The 19,330-nt window shown below is 71.8% G+C and carries 17 protein-coding genes; 8 read left to right on the forward strand and 9 right to left on the reverse strand.

Going from position 1 to position 19,330, the window contains the following annotated elements:
• Window positions 1-222 precede the first annotated feature (222 nt).
• The 4 genes from ACGFI2_RS17600 to ACGFI2_RS17615 are packed head-to-tail and all read right to left on the reverse strand — an operon-like array spanning window position 223 to window position 2,794.
• Window positions 223-1,350: an RNA polymerase subunit sigma-70 gene (locus tag ACGFI2_RS17600; RefSeq protein WP_393517771.1), complete on the reverse strand. Its 1,128-nt coding sequence runs from the start codon at window positions 1,348-1,350 to the stop codon at window positions 223-225.
• 27 nt (window positions 1,351-1,377) lie between these two features.
• Entirely contained in the window at window positions 1,378-1,794 is a 417-nt protein-coding gene (locus ACGFI2_RS17605; protein WP_393517774.1) for a hypothetical protein, read from the reverse strand.
• A 56-nt stretch (window positions 1,795-1,850) separates the two neighbouring features.
• Window positions 1,851-2,036 carry a DUF397 domain-containing protein gene (locus tag ACGFI2_RS17610; protein ID WP_393517777.1) on the reverse strand — a complete coding sequence of 62 codons (186 nt, stop codon included), beginning with the start codon at window positions 2,034-2,036 and terminating at the stop codon, window positions 1,851-1,853.
• Complete coding sequence (locus ACGFI2_RS17615) at window positions 2,027-2,794, reverse strand: DUF5753 domain-containing protein (protein WP_393517780.1); 768 nt, start codon at window positions 2,792-2,794, stop codon at window positions 2,027-2,029. Before ACGFI2_RS17615 ends, ACGFI2_RS17610 begins: the two co-directional genes overlap by 10 nt.
• A gap of 87 nt (window positions 2,795-2,881) precedes the next feature.
• Here ACGFI2_RS17615 and ACGFI2_RS17620 point away from each other — a divergent pair, with 87 nt between their 5' ends.
• Window positions 2,882-3,196 carry a hypothetical protein gene (locus ACGFI2_RS17620; protein ID WP_393517783.1) on the forward strand — a complete coding sequence of 105 codons (315 nt, stop codon included), beginning with the start codon at window positions 2,882-2,884 and terminating at the stop codon, window positions 3,194-3,196.
• A 68-nt stretch (window positions 3,197-3,264) separates the two neighbouring features.
• Here ACGFI2_RS17620 and ACGFI2_RS17625 read toward each other — a convergent pair whose 3' ends face one another.
• On the reverse strand, window positions 3,265-6,120 hold the full coding sequence (locus ACGFI2_RS17625; RefSeq protein ID WP_393517786.1) for an aconitate hydratase: 2,856 nt from the start codon (window positions 6,118-6,120) through the stop codon (window positions 3,265-3,267).
• A 156-nt stretch (window positions 6,121-6,276) separates the two neighbouring features.
• Between ACGFI2_RS17625 and ACGFI2_RS17630 the strand changes: the two genes are divergently transcribed.
• Entirely contained in the window at window positions 6,277-6,645 is a 369-nt protein-coding gene (locus tag ACGFI2_RS17630) for a VOC family protein (RefSeq protein ID WP_393517789.1), read from the forward strand.
• A 23-nt stretch (window positions 6,646-6,668) separates the two neighbouring features.
• A complete protein-coding gene (locus ACGFI2_RS17635) occupies window positions 6,669-7,322 on the forward strand; it encodes a DedA family protein (RefSeq protein WP_393517792.1) in 654 nt (217 codons plus the stop codon).
• 90 nt (window positions 7,323-7,412) lie between these two features.
• Here the strand turns inward: ACGFI2_RS17635 and ACGFI2_RS17640 are convergent, their stop codons facing one another.
• Complete coding sequence (locus ACGFI2_RS17640; RefSeq protein WP_393517795.1) at window positions 7,413-8,144, reverse strand: hypothetical protein; 732 nt, start codon at window positions 8,142-8,144, stop codon at window positions 7,413-7,415.
• A gap of 53 nt (window positions 8,145-8,197) precedes the next feature.
• Window positions 8,198-8,365, reverse strand: coding sequence for a hypothetical protein (locus ACGFI2_RS17645; protein WP_393517798.1), 168 nt, complete (start codon window positions 8,363-8,365; stop codon window positions 8,198-8,200).
• Between the two features lie 19 nt (window positions 8,366-8,384).
• On the opposite strand from ACGFI2_RS17645, the gene ACGFI2_RS17650 reads away from it, so the two are divergent.
• Window positions 8,385-9,098, forward strand: a complete 714-nt coding sequence (locus ACGFI2_RS17650; protein WP_393517801.1) for a hypothetical protein — start codon at window positions 8,385-8,387, stop codon at window positions 9,096-9,098.
• A 39-nt stretch (window positions 9,099-9,137) separates the two neighbouring features.
• On the forward strand, window positions 9,138-9,527 hold the full coding sequence (locus ACGFI2_RS17655; protein WP_393517804.1) for a hypothetical protein: 390 nt from the start codon (window positions 9,138-9,140) through the stop codon (window positions 9,525-9,527).
• A gap of 70 nt (window positions 9,528-9,597) precedes the next feature.
• On the opposite strand, the gene ACGFI2_RS17660 is transcribed toward ACGFI2_RS17655, so the two are convergent.
• Window positions 9,598-11,106, reverse strand: a complete 1,509-nt coding sequence (locus tag ACGFI2_RS17660) for an APC family permease (RefSeq protein ID WP_393517807.1) — start codon at window positions 11,104-11,106, stop codon at window positions 9,598-9,600.
• A 197-nt stretch (window positions 11,107-11,303) separates the two neighbouring features.
• Here ACGFI2_RS17660 and ACGFI2_RS17665 point away from each other — a divergent pair, with 197 nt between their 5' ends.
• Window positions 11,304-11,957, forward strand: coding sequence for a GPP34 family phosphoprotein (locus ACGFI2_RS17665; protein WP_393517810.1), 654 nt, complete (start codon window positions 11,304-11,306; stop codon window positions 11,955-11,957).
• 40 nt (window positions 11,958-11,997) lie between these two features.
• On the opposite strand, the gene ACGFI2_RS17670 is transcribed toward ACGFI2_RS17665, so the two are convergent.
• Window positions 11,998-12,597 carry a GNAT family N-acetyltransferase gene (locus ACGFI2_RS17670; protein WP_393517813.1) on the reverse strand — a complete coding sequence of 200 codons (600 nt, stop codon included), beginning with the start codon at window positions 12,595-12,597 and terminating at the stop codon, window positions 11,998-12,000.
• 187 nt (window positions 12,598-12,784) lie between these two features.
• Here ACGFI2_RS17670 and ACGFI2_RS17675 point away from each other — a divergent pair, with 187 nt between their 5' ends.
• Both ACGFI2_RS17675 and pulA read left to right on the forward strand, forming a co-directional pair.
• The gene (locus ACGFI2_RS17675; RefSeq protein WP_393517816.1) at window positions 12,785-13,483 is read left to right on the forward strand and encodes a cellulose binding domain-containing protein; all 699 of its coding nucleotides are present in this window, start codon (window positions 12,785-12,787) and stop codon (window positions 13,481-13,483) included.
• Window positions 13,484-13,626: 143 nt separating this feature from the next.
• Entirely contained in the window at window positions 13,627-19,164 is a 5,538-nt protein-coding gene (gene pulA, locus ACGFI2_RS17680; RefSeq protein ID WP_393517819.1) for a pullulanase-type alpha-1,6-glucosidase, read from the forward strand.
• Window positions 19,165-19,330: the final 166 nt, after the last annotated feature.

Here is a 19,330-nt window from a genome sequence, read left to right on the forward strand (position 1 = left end):
CCTTCCCCTGGCCCTTCCTTGCGTTCCGAGTGAGCTGTCGACCGACTTGCTGGAGATGAGGGACGGCGGCGTCGTTGATTGTGACGGCGTAGTTCGGGCATAACGCCGCCCCGTCGGCGGGGCGGTGTTCGCGTTCTCGCGTTGGTGTTCAGCTGGTCGGAGTGCTCATTCGACGGTGACGGCGGCCCGTGCGCTGAACTCGTCGACGATGGGGCCTTTGTCTTATGGCAGCGCCGGAGGCAGGCCCAGCCACGGTTTGTCGGTGGCGTCGAATCCGGTGAGCTCGGCGATCTTCCCGTCGACGATGTGCAGGACCGCGACGGTAAACAGCCGGTACTGCGGGTCGTCGGGGGAGCGGAGGTACAGCGCGGCGGCTGGCATGCGGTTGACCGTCGTGGTGATACAGCGCCAGTCGTCGTAGCCGGGCTTGAAGAGCCCATTGGAGACCCAGCCGTCCACCGCGTCCTTGGCCGTCATGACCGAGGTGCCCGGCTCGGCCGGCATCGCGAAGCGCAGGTCGTCGCGCAGCAGGGACATCAGCGCGTCGAGGTCGTTGCGCTGGTGGGCGTCGATATACGACTTGACCACGCCGCGCTCGTCATCGGACAGCTCGTGCGTGGCGGGGCTCCGCCAGTCGAGGCGGCGGTCGGGCAGCTGCTCGCGCATCGTCACCCGGGCCCGCTGCAGTGCGCTTGTCACCGATGCGACGGTCAGCTCGAGAGCGTCGGCGGCCTTCGACGCCGGCCAGCCGAGGACGTCGCGCAAGATGAACACCGCCCGCTGCCGCGGCGGCAGGTGCTGGACGGCGACGATGAACGCCAGCTCGATCGTCTCCCGCGCCACCACCGATTCCTGCGGGTCCTCGGGGAGCATCCGGTCGGGGTACGGCTGCAGGTACAGCACCTCGGAGCCGGGGTCGGGCAGCCCGGACGGTACGGGTGTGCGGTCGTTGCGCTTCTCCAGGAAATCAAGGCAGGCGTTCGTCGCGATCCGGTACAGCCAGGTCCGCAGGGCAGCGCGACCCTCGAACGACTCCCGCTTGTTCCATGCTCGCAGAAACGTCTCCTGCGTCATGTCCTGAGCGTCCGCGTAGTTCGCGAGCATCCGGTAGCAGTGCACCTGCAGCTCACGCCGGTGGCGCTCGGTCAGGAGCGCGAACCGCCCGGAATCCTCCGCGCGTACCGCCGCGATGAACGCGGCCTCGTCGGCGCCCAGCCGTCTAGCGTCGGTCATGCTCATTAATCCTTTCACCGGTTCGAGAGAGCTACCAGAATCGACGACGTGGCGGAAGAATTCTGATCGGTGAAAGCCGCTGACACCGAGCCGTTCGTCAGGGCGGATGCCTTCCACCACGCCAACGTCACCGGTCTAGCAACTTCACGCGGCTGGTGCCGTGACCATGAACGTTTGAGGTGTTGGGGTCAGGCTGCCCGGGTGGCGGGCGTCGGCGTTGCCCAGCGCAGGTAAAGGTGCAGGTGGCGGATCAGCGCAGGGTGGTTGGGGTGGTTCGAGCCGGCGATTCAGCGCGGCCAGGGTGCTGACCTGCCGGATCGTGTCCTCGTTGGCCTGGACCAGCCGGGCGATGGCCGGCCCGGTGTTGCCGCCGGCCGAGGCGAGCACGACCATCGCCCGCCGTAATCGAATCGGTGAACCCGTGCCTCGACGGGTGATGCGCAGCAGCTGCTGACCTTCCTGGTCACTGAGCCGCCGCACGCGTACGGGATCTACCACCGTCACAGCCTGAACGGCATCACGTCGCCCGGCCGTCAGGCCCGGCGGCGTGTCATTCAACACCGTGAACGTTCGCGGTCACGGCACTAGCCCGAGGTGCGAGGACACCGGGGCGGTAGTCAGCGGCGGGTAAGCGTCACGAACCGGGTCCACGCGGTCGGGGTGAAGGTGAGCACCGGCCCGGCCGGGTCCTTCGAGTCGCGGACGCCGACCACGCCGGGCAGATTGCCGGCGACCTCGACGCAGTCGCCGCCGTTGCCGCCGCTGCGGGTGCTCTTACGCCACCGGGCGCCGCTCAGGTCCATGCCGCCGCAACTTCCCTCAGGAGTTCCAGGGTCCGCGCGCGGGGCAGTGCCTCGCCCCGGATGCGTTCCCACCGACGCTCCAGGGTAGCAATCTCCGAGGGCTGCTCGAGGATCTGCGCCTGCGCCTGACTGTCCACATGCGCCACCCGGACGCCGTCGCGCAGCTCGGCGATGATGAACGGCCCGTCCAGGCCGGGATAGGTCGGCGTCTCCCCGGGCACCACATGGAGCTGCACGTTCGGCAGCTCGGCGCAGGCCGCGAGGTGGGTCACCTGCGCGGCCATCAGCGCCCGGTCGCCGGCGGCGGCGCGGCGCAGCACCTGCTCGTCGAGCACCACGACATAGAGTGGCCCGCGCGGGCGGTCCAGGATGCCCTGCCGGTCCAGCCGCGCGGCGACCAGATCGGTGACCTCGTCGGCGGTGAGCGGCTGGCCGAGGAACGTGGCCCGGGCGTACGCCTCGGTCTGCAACAGGCCCGGCACCCAGGCGAGTTGGAACGCGCGTAGCGCGACCGCCTCGCGTTCGATGTCCACCCACGGGCGGAACCACACCGGCTCACGGCGGCGGCCCACGTCCGGCCAGAGCGCGTCCATCGGCAGGCCGAGCAGGTTCGCGACGGTGGCCCGGTGCCGGCTCTGCGGAATGTGCCCGGGGTTCGCCCAGCGAGCCACCGTCTTCGGGTGCAGGCCGAGCCGTTCCGCCAGACTCTCGGCGGTGTGGCCCGAGCCGGCCAACGCGGTGACGAAGGCATGGTTCATGCCCGTTCCTCCCGGAGCAAAAGAAGCGTCCGAAGGAGATTACACAACGCTGTGTGATTGTACGGACACCCTCGGCAGGGTGGAGTCATGACCGACCCGACACCGACTTCCGCGTACCCCCGGGTGGCGCTGCCGCTGCCCGCGCACCGCGCGTGCGGTCCGGCCTGGCGCTGCGACCGCTGCGGCGAGCCCTGGCCGTGCCCGACGCTGCGGGCCACGCCCACCGACGCGGCCCGCCGCGCCACGCTGATCTCCGAGTTCTCCCGGATCACCCGCCGGGCCATCCGCGACCTGCGCGGGCAGCCCGACGGTCCGGACCCGGTCGCCATCGTGCGGCGCTTCCTGTGGTTCCTGCCGCTCACCGACGCCGAGGCGCGCGCCGTCGCCCTCCGCCTCCGCTGACCGCATGCAAGGAGGGGCCCCTTGTCAACAGACGTCTGTCAACAAGGGGCCCCTCCTTGCACCCGAGCTCAGCTCGCGATCATCCGGCGCAGCACGTACTGCAGGATGCCGCCGTGCCGGTAGTAGTCCGCCTCACCCGGGGTGTCGATGCGGACCACGGCGTCGAACTCCACGCCGGTGTCGGTGGTGACCTTCACCGTGCGCGGGGTGTCGCCGTCGTTCAGCGCGGTGACGCCGCTGAACGAGAACGTCTCGGTGCCGGTCAGGCCCAGCGACTCCGCGGTGGTGTCCACCGGGAACTGCAGCGGCAGCACGCCCATGCCGATCAGGTTCGAGCGGTGGATCCGCTCGTACGACTCGGCGATGACCGCCTTCACGCCCAGCAGCATGGTGCCCTTGGCCGCCCAGTCGCGCGACGAGCCCGAGCCGTACTCCTTGCCGGCCAGGATGACCAGCGGGACGCCCGCCTCCTGGTACGCCATCGAGGCGTCGTAGATCGAGGTCTGCTCGCCGGTCAGGTGGTTGACCGTGAAGCCGCCCTCCACGCCCGGGACGAGCTGGTTGCGCAGCCGGATGTTGGCGAACGTGCCCCGGATCATCACCTCGTGGTTGCCCCGGCGGGAGCCGTACGAGTTGAACTCGTGCCGGGCCACACCGTGCTCGGCCAGGTACGTGCCGGCAGGGGAGTCCGCCTTGATCGAGCCGGCCGGGGAGATGTGGTCGGTGGTCACCGAGTCGCCCAGCTTCGCCAGCACCCGCGCGCCGGCGATGTCCCGCACCGGGGTCGGCTCCTGCTGCATGCCCTCGAAGTACGGGGGCTTGCGCACGTAGGTGGAGTCGCCGGCCCAGGAGAACGTGTCACCGGTCGGGGTCGGCAGCGACTGCCAGCGCTCGTCACCGGCGAACACGTCGGCGTACGCGGCGCTGAAGCCGGTGGCGCCGATCGCGGAGGCGATGACGTCCTGGATCTCGGCCGTGTTCGGCCAGATCTCCCGCAGGAACACCGGGTTGCCCTCGGCGTCCTCGCCGATCGGCTCGTTGGCCAGGTCGATGTCCATGGTGCCGGCGAGCGCGTACGCGACCACAAGCGGCGGGGACGCCAGGTAGTTCATCTTGACGTCCGGGTTGATCCGGCCCTCGAAGTTGCGGTTGCCGGACAGCACCGAGACGACGGCCAGGTCGCCCTCGTTGACGGCGGCGGAGACCTCCTCCGGCAGCGGGCCGGAGTTGCCGATGCAGGTGGTGCAGCCGTAGCCGACCAGGTTGAAGCCGAGCTTGTCCAGGTAGGGCGTGAGGCCGGCGCGGTCGTAGTAGTCCATGACGACCTTCGAACCCGGCGCGAGGGTGGTCTTCACCCACGGCTTGCGGGTCAGGCCCTTCTCCACCGCGTTGCGGGCCAGCAGCGCCGCGCCGATCATCACCTGCGGGTTCGAGGTGTTGGTGCAGGAGGTGATCGCCGCGATCACCACGGCGCCGTGGTCCAGCTCGTACTCCACGCCGTCGGCGCCGGTCACGCGGACCGGGTTGGTGGCCCGGCCGCCCGCGCCCACGGCGGCGGCCTCCAGGTCACGCGGCGCGTCCGCCGGGTCGTTCACGCCGTTGGCCGGGGCGTCGCTGGCCGGGAAGGACTCGGCGCTGGCCTCGTCGGCCGGGCCGTCGGTGCCGAACGGCTTCTGCTGCTGCGGCACGCCCGGCTTGCGGCCGGGGTCGCCGCCGGTCTCGTCGGCCGCCACGTAGTCGGTCAGCGCCGAGCGGAACAGCGTCTTGGCGCTGCCCAGCGGCACCCGGTCCTGCGGGCGCTTCGGGCCGGCCAGGGACGGCTCGATGGTGCCGAGGTCCAGCTCCAGGCGCTCCGAGTACTCCGGCTCGTGGCCCGGGTCGTGCCAGAGGCCCTGCTCCTTGGCGTACGCCTCGACCAGCGCGACCTGGGACGCGTCGCGGCCGGTCAGCTCCAGGTAGCGGATCGTCTCGGCGTCGATCGGGAAGATCGCCACGGTGGAGCCGTACTCCGGCGACATGTTGCCGATGGTGGCGCGGTTGGCCAGCGGCACCGCGCTCACGCCGGGACCGTAGAACTCGACGAACTTGCCGACCACGCCGTGCTTGCGCAGCATCTCGGTGATGGTCAGCACCAGGTCGGTGGCGGTGGTGCCGGCCGGCATCTCACCGGAAAGCTTGAAGCCGACGACCCGGGGGATCAGCATGCTGACCGGCTGGCCGAGCATCGCGGCCTCGGCCTCGATGCCGCCGACGCCCCAGCCCAGCACGCCCAGGCCGTTGACCATCGTGGTGTGCGAGTCGGTGCCGACCACGGTGTCCGGGTACGCCTGGCCGTTGCGCTCCATGATCGTGCGGGCCAGGTACTCGATGTTGACCTGGTGCACGATGCCGGTGCCCGGCGGGACGACCTTGAACTCGTTGAACGCGCTCTGGCCCCAGCGCAGGAACTGGTAGCGCTCCTTGTTGCGCTCGTACTCCAGCTCGACGTTGCGCTCGAACGCGTCCTCGCGGCCGAACAGGTCGGCGATGACGGAGTGGTCGATGACCAGCTCGGCCGGGGCGAGCGGGTTCACCTTGGTGGCGTCGCCGCCGAGGTCGCGGACGGCCTCGCGCATGGTGGCCAGGTCGACGACGCAGGGCACGCCGGTGAAGTCCTGCATCAGCACCCGGGCCGGGGTGAACTGGATCTCCACGCTCGGGTCGGCGGTGGGGTCCCACGCGCCGAGCTGCCGGATGTGGTCGGCCGTGATGTTCGCGCCGTCCTCGGTCCGCAGCAGGTTCTCCAGCAGGATCTTCAGGCTGTAGGGCAGTCTGTCGTGCCCCGGAACCTTGCCGATCCTGAAAATCTCGTAGCTCGCGTCTCCGACGCGTAGCTGGGTCTTCGCACCGAAGGTGTCGAGGCTCGCCACGTCGTACTCCTTCACACCAGCGCCCGTGAGTAGTCCTGAGCAGTTTGTCGCACCGACCGGGGCGCCGCCGTGCTTAGGCGACACTTACCTACGTCGGTCTCTACAAAACCGTACGTCCGTCTTGCTATCCGCGCAACCTCGTGCCACGCTGCGGGACGAGGAGGTGCCACCATGATCCACCACGTCCTGCTCGCCTGCCCCCGCGGCTCCGAGGATCTCTCCCGAGCCTTCTACGCCGGCCTGCTCGGCCTCACCGAGAAGTCCAAACCGCCGGCCCTCGCCGCCCGCGGTGGTTGCTGGTTCTCCGGGTACGACGCCGAGCTGCACCTCGGCGTCGAGGACGACTTCCGCCCCGCCCGCAAGGCGCACCCGGCGCTGGTCCGCACCGACCTGGACGACCTCGCCGCCCGGCTCGACGCCGCCGGGCACGCCGTGACCTGGGGTGACGACGAGATTCCCGGCATGCGGCGGTTCCACACGCACGACCCGCACGGCAACCGGCTGGAGTTCCTGGCACCGGTGACGGCCCCCGCCGGCTGAGCCGGCGCGGGTAGGGTCGGTGCGTGGTCGACGTTCAGCACTGGCTCTCCGCGCTACCCCCGGGCGTGATCTACCTGATCGTCGCCGGGGTGATCGGCGTCGAGAGCATGGGCGTCCCGCTGCCCGGCGAGATCGTGCTGGTCAGCTCCGCGCTGCTCGCCGCCACCGGGGTGGTCCAGCCCGAGTGGGTGGCCGCCGCCGCCGCGACCGGCGCGATCGTCGGCGACTCCATCGGGTACGCGGTGGGCCGCCGCGGTGGCCGGCCGCTGCTGGAACGGCTCGGCCGGCGCTTCCCCAGGCACCTCGGCCCGGCCCACCTGGCCCGCGCCGAGCAGAGCTTCGCCCGCCACGGCGTGTGGGCGGTCTTCTTCGGGCGGTTCGTCGCGCTGCTGCGCATCCTCGCCGGCCCGCTGGCCGGGGCGCTGCACGTGCCGTACCGCCGGTTCCTGGTGGCGAACGCGGCCGGCGGCCTGGTCTGGGCGTTCGGCACGACCTACCTGCTGTTCTACGTCGGGCGGGCGGCCGAGCACTGGCTCAAGGACATCTCCTGGGCCGGGCTGGTGCTCGCCGTGCTGGCCGGCCTGGCCAGCACCTGGTGGCTGCGCCGCCGCGCGAAGCGGCTGGCCCCGGTCGAGACGTCCGACCAGGCCGAGCCGGTCGGCGCGACCGAGCGTTGAGAAAGGGCCCGACCCCGCCGGTGGGGTCGGGCCCTTTCGCGGCGGGATCGGACGTGCCAGGACACCGCCACCACGGCGACCTGGAGTCGGTCAGGGGGCGGTGAGCAGGTCGAGGAGCGCGTCGCGGGCGGCACGCACGGCGGCGCGCGACTCCTCGCTGTGGTCCAGGGCGTCGAACCCGTGCTGCCCGTTCGGCACGTCGACCACGTGCAGCGGCAGTCCGTGCCGGGGCGCGGCGGCCGTGAACGCCGTGACGCCGGCGGCGACCTCGGGTCGGTCCCGCCCGGCCCGGGTCAGCACGAGCGGCGGCGGGTCGACCCCGCCTGCCGCGAGCGCGTCGAGCGGGTGGAAGCGCGGGTCGATCGGCGGCCATTCGGCCAGGGGCGCCAGCAGCGGGTACGTCGCGGCGAGGCCGCGCAGCCAGCCGGGCGGGTCGCGGAGCCAGTCGCCGAGCAGCAGGCCGGCGCCGGAGAAGAACCAGAGCGCCAGCCGGCCGGGGTCCACGCGGGGGTCGGCGCGGAGCAGGTCGGCCGTCCCGGCGATGCGGGTGGCGACCACGGTCAGGTCGTCGGGGCTCGCCACGGAGAGCCGGGGGATCGCGGCCACCACGCCGCGTTCGGCGAGCAGCGCGCCGTAGCCACGGTAGAGCGGCCAGTCCCGCGCGTCGGGCGCGTCCGGCGGACCGGGAACGCCGTGCACCACCACGACCGCGGGGTGGCGGCCGTCGCCCGCCGGCAGGTGCAGGTCGACGTCGCCGTGCCGTTCCACCGGGGCGGGCGGCGGGTCGAGGACAAACTGTGTCTCCCAGAAACTGTTTCGCATCAGGGCGATGCTAGGGCAGCGCGTCATCGCGCGCCGCCCCGTGACGTCGAAGATCAGGAGGACGAGGCCTTCGCGTGCCGCTCGCGCAGCCGGTCCCGGATCTCCTCCGGGGTGTACGCCCGGCGCTGCCGTTCCGCCCGGGCCACCACCACGCCCGTCGCCGCCACACCGGCGAGGCCGGCCAGGCCGAGCAGTTTCCACCACCGCATCCGTTGCCGCATCGGCTTAGGGTAGTCCTCCATGAGCATCAGCCTGGACGAGGCCGTGGAGCTGACCCGCACCGGCGACCTGTGGGTGTTCCGCGGGCGCAGCGTGCCCGACCGCGCCATCCAGTTCACCACAAACAGTCCGGTCAACCACGTGGGCATGGCGGTGGTGCTTGACGACATGCCGCCGCTGATGTGGCATGCCGAGCTGGGCCGCTCGCTGCCGGACATGTGGACCGGCAGCCGCCAGCGCGGCGTGCAGCTGCACGACCTGCGCGACGCGGTCTGCGTGTGGGCCAACAGGTACGGCCAACGCGGCTGGCTTCGCCAGCTCGAACCGCCGGCCGACGTCGCCATGGAGGAGGCGGTGCTGCGTACCGTGGCGCGCCTCGACGGCACGCCGTTCCCGTCCACCGCGCAGCTCGCCTGGCGCTGGGCCCGGGGCCGGGTGCCGCAGGTGCGCCGTCGGCCGTCCACGCCGGACAGCGGCCGGACGCCGGACGACGCTGGGAGGGCGGCGCGCGACCGGACGTCGGACGACGGTGGGAGGGCGGAGCGCGACCGGGCGCTGGAGACGGCGTACTGCGCCGAGGTGGTGGCGGTGACCTACGAGGCGATGGGGCTGCTGCCGGCCGGGCGGCGGCCCAACTGGTACGACCCGGGACGGTTCTGGAGCGGCGACGACCTGCCGCTGACCGGCGGCGCCCAGCTCGGTGCGGAGATCGAGGTCCACATCCCACCGCGCTGACCAGGTTTGCCGAGGTGGCGGGCCGGTAATGGAAGCCCCGTGACGGCTTCCACCGATCTCGACACGCTCACCGACTTCTTCGACCGGTACGGAGTGGCGCTGACCAGCGCCGACGTGCCGGCCATCGCCGGCTGCTACGCCCTGCCCGGGTTGGTGGTCGCGGACACCTACAGCTTCTCGTTCACCTCGCCGGCGGCGGTGGCGCTGAGCTTCGTCGGCGCCGCGCCCGACTACCAGGAGCGGAAGCTGATCGCCGCGAACGCGCAGATCGAGGACGTGCAGCAGGTCTCCGCGCTGCTCACCGAGGTTGCCGTGCGGTGGGAGTTCCTGGACAGCCAGGGCCGTGCGGTGCCCGGCGAGCGCTACCGTTACCTGCTGCGTGCCACCGACGAGGGCCCGGCCATCTGCACCGTCATCCGCACCGCCTGACCCGCCGCCCGGGTTGAGCGGGGGCCCCTTCTCTACCCAATGCGTTGAGAAGGGGCCCCGCCTTACCTGGTCAGCGGCGGCTGGCGGCCCACCGGTCGGCCTCGGGAGCCGAGTGCAGGCCGGGCTCGTGCAGGCCCTCCTCGTCGAGCTGGCCGATCCGGCGGTAGGTGTCCGGCCGGCTGGTCCGCAGCACCGCGCCCCAGATCAGGCCGAGCACGCCGGCCACCACCGGGATCGCCGGGAGCAGCCACTTCAGGTAGCTCGCGGTGTCCGGCGCGAGCAGCGCGTCGAAGTTGAACAGCAGCACCAGCAGCACGGCGGTGAGCAGGACGGTGCCGAGTGCCGGTGCGATCGCCCGCTGCCAGGCCGACTCCGGGCCGCTGCGGCCCCGGAAGAAGCCGACGACGGCGGCCGAGGTGAGCGTCATCAGCAGCACCACGCCGACCGCGGCCGAGCCGGACAGCCAGGTGAACAGGTCGATGACCGGGTCGCGGCCGGTCATCGCGAACGCCAGGAAGACCACCACGGCCAGGATGCTCTGCATCAGCGAGCCGGCGATCGGGGCGCCGCTGCGGCTGGACGTCGCGCCGAGGAAGCGGGGCAGGACGTTCTCCCGGCCGAGCGCGAACAGGTAGCGGGCCACGCCGTTGTGGAACGACAGCAGGGCGGCCAGCACGCTGGTGATGAACAGGACGTTCGCGATGTCCGCGACGACCACGCCGGAGTACTGCTCGAGGGCACCGAAGATCACGCCGGGGCCGGCCTCGGCGCTGGCCTGCGGCGCGTTCTCCGGCCCGGTCAGCACGGTGAGCGCCCAGGCGGAGAAGGCGTAGAACAGGCCGGTGAACGCGACCGCGATGTAGGTGGCCCGGGCCACGGTGCGCCGCGGGTCCTTGACCTCCTCGCTGTAGATCGCGCCGCTCTCGAAGCCGGTGAACGAGGCGATGGTGAACGCGAGCACGGCGCCGAACCCGGCCCCGAACAGGTGACCGGGGCTGATGCCGGCGGTGGTGACGCTGCCGCCGGCCGGGTGGGCGAACGCGACCAGGTCGAAGATCAGCACCGCCACGCACTCGAGGACGAGGAGCACCGCGAGCACGCTGGCGTTCAGGTCGATGCGCAGCACGCCGAGCAGGCCGATGAAGACCCAGGCCAGCAGCGCCCAGACCCACCAGTCGAGGGTGAGCCCGGCCTTCGCCGTCATGAAGTCCTTCATGATCGCGCCGAACAGCCCGTAGAGGCCGATCTGGATCGCGTTGTACGCGGCCAGCGCGACCGCCGAGCCGGCCACCCCGCCGGCCCGGCCGAGGCCGTTGGCGATGTACGCGTAGAACGCGCCGGCGTTCGCGACGTACCGGCTCATCGCGGCGTAGCCGGTGGCGAAGACGGCGAGGACGGCCGCGAGCAGCACGTAGCCCAGCGCGGCGCCGACGTTGCCGCTGACGGCGTACATGGTGGTGACGCCGCCGCCGAGAACGGTCAGCGGAGCCGACGCGGCGACGGTGAAGAAGACGAGGTGGGCGGTGCCGAGACGGCCACGGCGCAGCCCACCGTCGGAGAAGAACGGATCGGAGGACAAGGCTTCTCCAGGGGGAGGGGGAAGGGGTTTGGGTGTCTACTTCGGAACAGCCTGAAGCAGGTTATTGGTGATCACGGATCGTGACAACCCCACTTCGATATCGATTGGGGCGCGCATGATCGACCGGAATTGAGCTGTGCGTGGTCATGCCGTACCGTCCCGTGTCGACGATCACGGCCACCGTTCGAGGATGGACCATGACCTACCCCGGGGCACAAGCCACGTACCGGCTCGCCGATGCGCTGTTCCTCATCGGACACGACGAGTTCACCGGTAAGCCGCACGTCGCCGTCGACCGGCTGGAGTGCGGGCTGGCCGGTGCCGCGCTCGCCGAATTGATGTTCGAGGGGCGGATCGCCCTCGACGGCGGCGGCCTCGCGGCGGTCGACCCGCGGCTCTGGCAGGAGCCGCTGACCGACCTGCTGATCACCGAGATCCTGCGTCGCGAGGGCGCGCATCCCGCCCGGCTGTGGATCCGTTACCTGCGGACCCAGTTGAACATCAACGAGCGGGTCGGCACCCGGCTGGTCACCGCTGGCGTTCTCCGCCGGGAGCAGGGCAAGCTGATCGGCCGCCAGGTGCGCTGGCCGGCCATCGACCCGAACCAGGCGGCCTCGCCGCGGGTCCGGTTGACCGCGATGCTGATGCACTCGTCCCCGGCCGAGCTGGACCCGGGGACGCTGCTGTTGGCGAGTCTCGGCGAGGCGGTCGGGCTCGCCGCCCACATCTTCGACCCGCAGGTCGGCGGCCGGATGCGGGACTGCCGCCGCTTCCTGCCGGCGCAGCTCGAAGGCCTGCTGGCCGCGGTGGTGGGCGCGCTCGACGTCAGCACCACGACGGTACGCCGGTGACGTCCCGCCCCGGCGGAACCGGGGCGGGACGGACGCCGTCTCAGGCGGGTTGGCGCCACATCGGGTAGAGGCTGGGTCCACCCGGCAGGTCCAGCGTGACCGCGCGTCGCCGGAAGCCGAGCCGCTCGTAGAGCGCGGCGTTGCGGGGTGAGCTGGCCTCCAGGTAGGCGGCCGTACCGGACTGATCCAACTCGGTCAGCTTGTCGCGCAGCAGCGCCGAGCCCACGCCCGTGCCGTGGTGGTCGGGGTGCACCGCGATGAACGGCAGGTACCAGTGCGGCTCGCCGGGGTGGTTCGCGGCCATCAGCTCGTCGAGCACGGCGAACCGTTTCATCGCCTCCGGGCCGATCGCGGCCTCCAGCTCGGCGAGCTCCTCGCCGTCGTCGCCGTCGTGGTCGCCGCCGACCGGGAGCCAGAGGGTGGCGCCCAGCCCGTCGCCGGCCACGTGGACCTCGCCGGTCCGCAGCGCCAGCGCGACGAACGGCCCGAAGAACGCGGGGTGGACCCGCGCCCGGTGGTCGTCCGCCGGGAAGATCCAGCCGCTCACCGGGTCGCGCATGAACGCCTCGGCGAGGATCCCGGTCACGACGGCGTGGTCCGCGGTGGACGCACGTCGGATGTTGCCCTGCCACTCAGTCATTGGCCACCCGTTCTGCCGCTGCACGAGCCATTGTGGTCATCGATCGGCGTGCAACTTATCAGGTTGTTGAGCCGCGGGTCAGATCCGCACGGATCGCTCGCCGCAGGCCGGTGTCGCTGGCTAGGCTGGCGCAGTCCGCCGACGGGGGAGGGCAGCCGGGCGTTCCTCGCCCGCCGACAGGAGGAACATGTCCCGTACGCGTCGTGCCGCCCCGTCGCCCGGGTCCGCCATCACCTCGTCACCCTGGATCCTCGTCGCCGTCGGCGTGGTCGTGATGGTGGTGCTGCTGGTGGTGGCGCTCGGCTCGGTGCGGGGGCGGCGGGCGTTCCCGGCGCAGGGACCGACGGACCCGGCCATGTCGTTGCCGGTTCTCCCGGTGGTGCCGGCCACCACGCCCGTCGCCACCGGTGGGGCGCCGGGCACGGCGGCGCGCCCGGTGGCGCCCGGGCTGTCGCCCAGGTCGACCGTGCTGCCCGCCCGGCCGACGCCGGCCGCGTCGACCGGCGGTCCGCGCGGCGACGTCCGACCCGCTCCGTCCGCGCCGCCGCCCGCGGCGCCGGCCCCGCCGTCCGCGGTGACCGGGCGGTACGGGGTGGTGAGCACCTTCGACGGCGGCTTCATCGGCGAGGTGCTGCTGGTCAACGCCGGCCGCTCCGCGCAGGGCTGGACGGTGCGACTGACCTTCCCGCGCGGCCGGTTGGTCACCGCCTGGGTGGAGGGGGCCGAGCAGGGCCCGTTCGGCTTCGACGGCCGGGTCTTCACCTACCGCAGCGGCGTCGACCTGGCCGCGGGCGCGTCGGTGCCGGTGCGCTTCCACTTCGAGCGGACCGGCACCACCCGGCCGGACGCCTGCACGGTCGACGGCGCGACCTGCGCCGGTTTCTGAGCCGACCCGCAGCGGCGGCGGGGGGTGCTGGCACCGGATTTTGCAAGATGACTGCCGTGTTACGACGCTGTTTGCAAGGTATTGCAGAATGTTTCGGCAAGAGCTAGCGTGCGGGCGAATCAGCGACCAGAGAAAGGCCGTCGATGAAACCGACGCCGATATCCCCCAAGGCGTTGCTCGCCCTGGTCTCCTCCCTCGTCCTCACCCTCGTCGGCGTGCCGGTGGCCCTCGTCGGCACGCCGACGGCCCTCGTCGGCGTGCCGACGGCCCTGCACCAGCTGGGCGCCGATGGCGCCGAGCGCGCCGCCACCCCCGACGTCCTGGCCGCCGGCAACGCCCCCCAGTGGAGCCGGGAGCCCTCCGCCGAGGCGCTGCTCAAGGCCGGGAGCAACACGGCGAAGGCGGAGCAGTTCTACTTCGTGCTGCCGGACCGCTTCGCCAACGGCGACAGGCGCAACGACACCGGCGGGCTGACCGGAGACCGGCTCACCACCGGCCTGGACCCTGCGGACAAGGGCTTCTACCACGGCGGTGACCTCAAGGGCGTCATCGACAAGATGGACTACATCCAGCAGATGGGCACCACCGCCATCTGGCTCGCCCCGATCTTCAAGAACCGGCCCGTGCAGGGCACCGGCGCCGACGTCTCGGCCGGCTACCACGGCTACTGGATCACCGACTTCACCCAGGTCGACCCGCACTTCGGCAGCAACGCCGAGCTGAAGAAGCTGGTCGACCTCGCGCACCGGCGCGGCATCAAGGTCTACCTCGACATCATCGTCAACCACACCGCCGACATCATCCGCTACGCGGAGGACAGGTACGGCTACGTGGACAAGAAAACCGCCCCCTACTCCGACGCGCAGGGGCGGGCGTTCGAGGACCGCAACTACGCCGACGGCACCCGGAAATTCCCCGCGGTGAACTCCAAGTCGTTCCCGTACACCCCGACCTTCGCCGGCCCGGCCGACGCGAAGGCCAAGGTCCCGGCGTGGCTCAACGACCCGACCATGTACCACAACCGCGGTGACTCCACCTTCGCCGGGGAGAACAGCGAGTACGGCGACTTCTTCGGCCTCGACGACCTGTGGACCGAGCGTCCCGAGGTGGTCCGGGGCATGACCGACATCTACGGCCAGTGGATCGCCCACGCCGGCGTCGACGGTTTCCGCCTCGACACGGTCAAGCACACCAACCTCGACTTCTGGCCGCAGTTCACCCGGGGCATCGACGCCGCCGCGGCCAAGGCCGGCAAGAAGGACTTCTTCATGTTCGGCGAGGTCTACAGCGCCGACCAGGCGATCGAGTCGACGTACGTGCGGCAGGGCGGCCTGCCCGCCACGCTCGACTTCTCGTTCCAGGAGGCCGCGCGCGGATACACCGCCACCGACGGCTCGGCCAAGGCGCTCGCCGACGTGTACGCCAAGGACGACCTCTACTCCGCCCGGGACACCGACGCGAACCGGCTCACCACGTTCCTCGGCAACCACGACATGGGCCGGATCGGCTCGTTCATCGCCGCGGCCGGCGGTGACGACGCCACCCAGCTGCGCCGCGACCAGCTCGCCCACCAGCTGATGTTCCTCACCCGCGGCCAGCCGGTGGTCTACTCCGGCGACGAGCAGGGCTTCACCGGCCCCGGCGGGGACAAGGACGCCCGCCAGGACATGTTCGCCTCGCGGACCGCCGACTACCTCGACGACGACCTGATCGGCACCACCCGCACCCACGCCGTCGACCAGTACGACACCCGCCACCCGCTCTACCGGACCATCGCCGAGCTGGGCAAGCTCCGCGCCTCGCACCCCGCGCTGCGCGACGGCGTCCAGGTCACCCGGTACGCCGCCGACGGCCCGGGCGTGTTCGCGTTCTCCCGGGTCCTGAAGACCGAGCGGGTGGAACACGTCGCGGCGGTGAACAACGCCTCGACCCCGCAGACTGTCACCGTGGACACCTGGTCGGCCGGCGCCCGCTTCACCGGCATCTACGGCGGCGCCTCGACCGCGACGGCCGGCGCCGACGGCAAGCTGAGCGTCACCGTGCCGGCCATGTCGGCCGTGGTGCTCAAGGCCGACCGGGCGATCCCGCAGCCCGGCGCGGCCCCGACCCTCACGCTCACCGAGCCGGGCGCCGCCCCGGTCGCCACCACGACCGCTGTCACCGCCCAGGTCACCGGCGACCCGCTCGCCACCGTCACGTTCGCCGCCCGGGTGCCCGGCGGGAAGTGGACGCTGCTGGGCAGCGCCGACCGCGCGCCGTACACGGTCCACCACGACCTGACCGGCCTGCCCGGAGGCACGACCCTCGAATACAAGGCGGTGGTCCGCGACGGCAGGGGCCGCACCGCCACCGCCCGCACCACCGGCACGGTCGGCACCCCGGCGCAGGGCGCGTCGCGGGACTGGGCGGTCGTGCACTACCAGCGCCCGGCCGGCGGGTACGCCGACTGGGGGCTCTACGCCTGGGGCGACATCGACCCGGCGTACGCCACCGAGTGGCCCAAGGGGCAGCCGTTCGCCGGCGAGGACTCGTTCGGTCGGTTCGCCTGGGTGAAGCTCAAGCCCGGCGCGAAGTCCGTCGGCTTCCTCGTGGTCGACTCCGACGGCAACAAGGACGTGGCGAACGACCGCACCGTCGACGTGACGCAGACCGGCGAGGTCTGGGTCAAGCAGGGCGACCCGACGCTCTACCCGACCCGCCAGGCCGCCACCGGCGAGCCGGACCCACCGGTCGACCAGGGCACCGCGGTCATCCACTGGCGCAAGGCCGACGGCAACTACGACGGCTGGGGCCTGCACCTGTGGGACGGCGCGGCCAACCCGACCGACTGGGCGGCCCCGCTCAAGCCGGAGAAGATCGACGCGTACGGCGCGGTGTTCCGGGTTCCCCTCGCCGCCGGCGCGACCGGGCTGAGCTACATCCTCCACAAGGGGGACGAGAAGGACCAGCCGGACGACCAGCGGCTCGACCTGGCCGTCGGGCACGAGGTGTGGCTGCTGGCCGGCGTCAAGGGCCGGCTGCTGCCGGCGACCAGCTCCGGGGCCGCCACCGACGTCGACCTCACCAAGCAGAAGGCGCAGTGGATCGACAGGTCCACCGTCGCCTGGGCCACCGGAGCGACCGACGGCAGGCGGTACGCGCTCGTCGCCGCCCCGGCCGGCGGCATCGGCATCGCCGACGGCGAGCTGACCGGCACGTACACCACACTGCCGCTGCGGGCGCAGCGCAACGGGCTGACCGAGGCGCAACGGCAGGCGTACCCCCAGCTCTGGGCCCATCACGCCTTCTCGCTGGACCGCGCCGACCTGGCCAAGGTGCCGGCGGCGCTGCGCGGGCAGCTCGTGGTGACCGAGCGGGACGCCGAGGGCGCGCTGCTGCGTGCCACCGGCGTGCAGATCCCCGGCGTGCTCGACGACGTCTACCCGGCCGCCACCTCGGCGAAGCTCGGCCCGACGTTCGCCGGCCGGGTGCCCACCCTCGCCGTGTGGGCGCCGACCGCGCGGAAGGTGTCGCTGCAACTGTTCGACTCGCCGACCGCGCAGCCGAGCACGGTGGCGATGAGCCGCAACGACCGCACCGGCGTCTGGTCGGTGCGCGGCACCACGTCGTGGACCGGTCGCTACTACCGCTACCAGGTCGAGGCCTGGCAGCCGGCGGCGCAGAAGGTCGTCACCGCGTCGGTGACCGACCCGTACTCGGTGGCGCTCGCGCCGAACTCCACGCACAGCCAGATCGTCGACCTGACCGACCCGGCGCTGGCGCCGGCCGGCTGGGCGAAGCTGCGCAAGCCGGCCGCGGCGCCGGCGTCGAAGGCGCAGATCTCCGAGCTGTCGGTGCGTGACTTCTCCATCGCCGACACCACCGTGCCGATCGAGAAGCGGGGCACCTACCTCGCGTTCACCGACCCGAACACCGCCGGGATGAAGCACCTGCGGGCGCTCGGCGACGCCGGCGTCAACTACCTGCACCTGCTGCCGGCGTTCGACTTCGCCACCATCGAAGAGAAGCGGGCCGACCAGGCTCAGCCGGCCTGCGACCTGGCGAAACTGCCGCCGGATTCGGACCAGCAGCAGAAGTGCGTCGCGGCGGTGGCCGACAAGGACGGCTACAACTGGGGGTACGACCCGCTGCACTACACCGTGCCGGAGGGCGGCTACGCGGTCGACCCGAACGGCGCGAAGCGCACCACCGAGTTCCGGCAGATGGTCGCCGGGGTGAACCAGGCCGGCCTGCGGGTGGTCATGGACGTGGTCTACAACCACACCTCGGCCGCCGGCACCGATCCGAAGTCGGTGCTCGACCAGGTGGTGCCGGGCTACTACCACCGGCTGTTGGACGACGGCACGGTCGCCAACTCGACCTGCTGCGCCAACACCGCCCCGGAGCACGCCATGATGGGCAAGCTCGTGGTGGACTCGCTTGTCACCTGGGCCAGGACGTACAAGGTGGACGGCTTCCGGTTCGACCTGATGGGTCACCACCCGAAGGCGAACATCCTGGCCGTACGAGCCGCGCTGGACAAGCTCACGCTCGCCCGCGACGGGGTGGACGGCCGCCGCATCATGCTCTACGGCGAGGGCTGGAACTTCGGCGAGGTCGCCGACGACGCCCGGTTCACGCAGGCCACCCAGGCGAACATGGCCGGCACCGGCATCGGCACGTTCAACGACCGGCTCCGCGACGCGGTCCGTGGCGGCGGCCCGTTCGACGCCAACCCGCGGGTGCAGGGCTTCGCCTCCGGCCTGTTCACCGACCCGAACGGCGACGAGGTCAACGGCTCGACGGCCGAGCAGAAGGCCCGGCTGCTGCACGCCCACGACCTGATCAAGGTGGGGCTGACCGGCAACCTGCGCGACTACTCGTTCACCGACAGCTCCGGCAAGCGGGTCACCGGCGCGCAGGTCGACTACAACGGCGCCCCGGCCGGCTACACCGCCGCGCCGGGCGAGGCGGTCACGTACGTCGACGCGCACGACAACGAGATCCTGTACGACGCGCTGGCGTACAAGCTGCCGCAGGGGACCTCGGCGCAGGACCGGGCCCGGATGCAGGTCCTCGCGCTGTCGACCACCGCGTTCGGGCAGGGGACCGGGTTCGTGACGGCCGGCTCGGAGCGGCTGCGGTCGAAGTCGCTGGACCGTAACTCGTTCAACTCCGGTGACTGGTTCAACCAGATCCGCTGGGACTGCGCCCAGGGCAACGGATTCGGCGCCGGCCTGCCGCCGGAGCAGGACAACAAGGACAAGTGGCCGTACGCGAAGCCGCTGCTGGCCGATCCGAAGCTGGTGCCGGGCTGCGCGGCGATCGACCTGGCCGACGCCCGCTACGCGGAGCTGCTGCGCATCCGCCGGTCCTCGCCGGTGTTCGGGCTGCCCACCGCCGAGCAGGTGCAGAAGCGGGTCGCGTTCCCGCTGTCCGGGGAGAAGGAGACGCCGGGCGTCCTCACCATGACCCTGGACGCCCGCGGGCTGGACGGGAAGTGGAAGTCGGTGACGGTCGTCTTCAACGCCACCCCGGAGACGGCGAAGCAGACGGTCGCCGGACTGCGCGGGGCGGCCGTGGCGCTGCACCCGGTGCTGCGGAACTCGGCCGACCCGGCGCTGCGGACGGCCTCGTTCGACCGGACGGCCGGCACGTTCACCGTCCCGGCGCGCAGCGTGGCGGTCTTCGTCCAGAGCTGACCCGCGACGAACGAACGACCGGCCCCCCTGCCACTGGTGGCAGGGGGGCCGGTGCGTACCCCGGGCCGTCGGATCAGTTGAAGCAGTCCTTGACGGTGTTGGCGCAGTTGGTGGGGTCGTTGTCGCTGATGAGGGAGTCGTCGTCGAGCTTGACGTGGCCCTCGTG

The sequence above is a fragment of the Micromonospora sp. NPDC049282 genome, from assembly GCF_043197045.1.
Taxonomy (GTDB): Bacteria; Actinomycetota; Actinomycetes; order Mycobacteriales; family Micromonosporaceae; genus Micromonospora.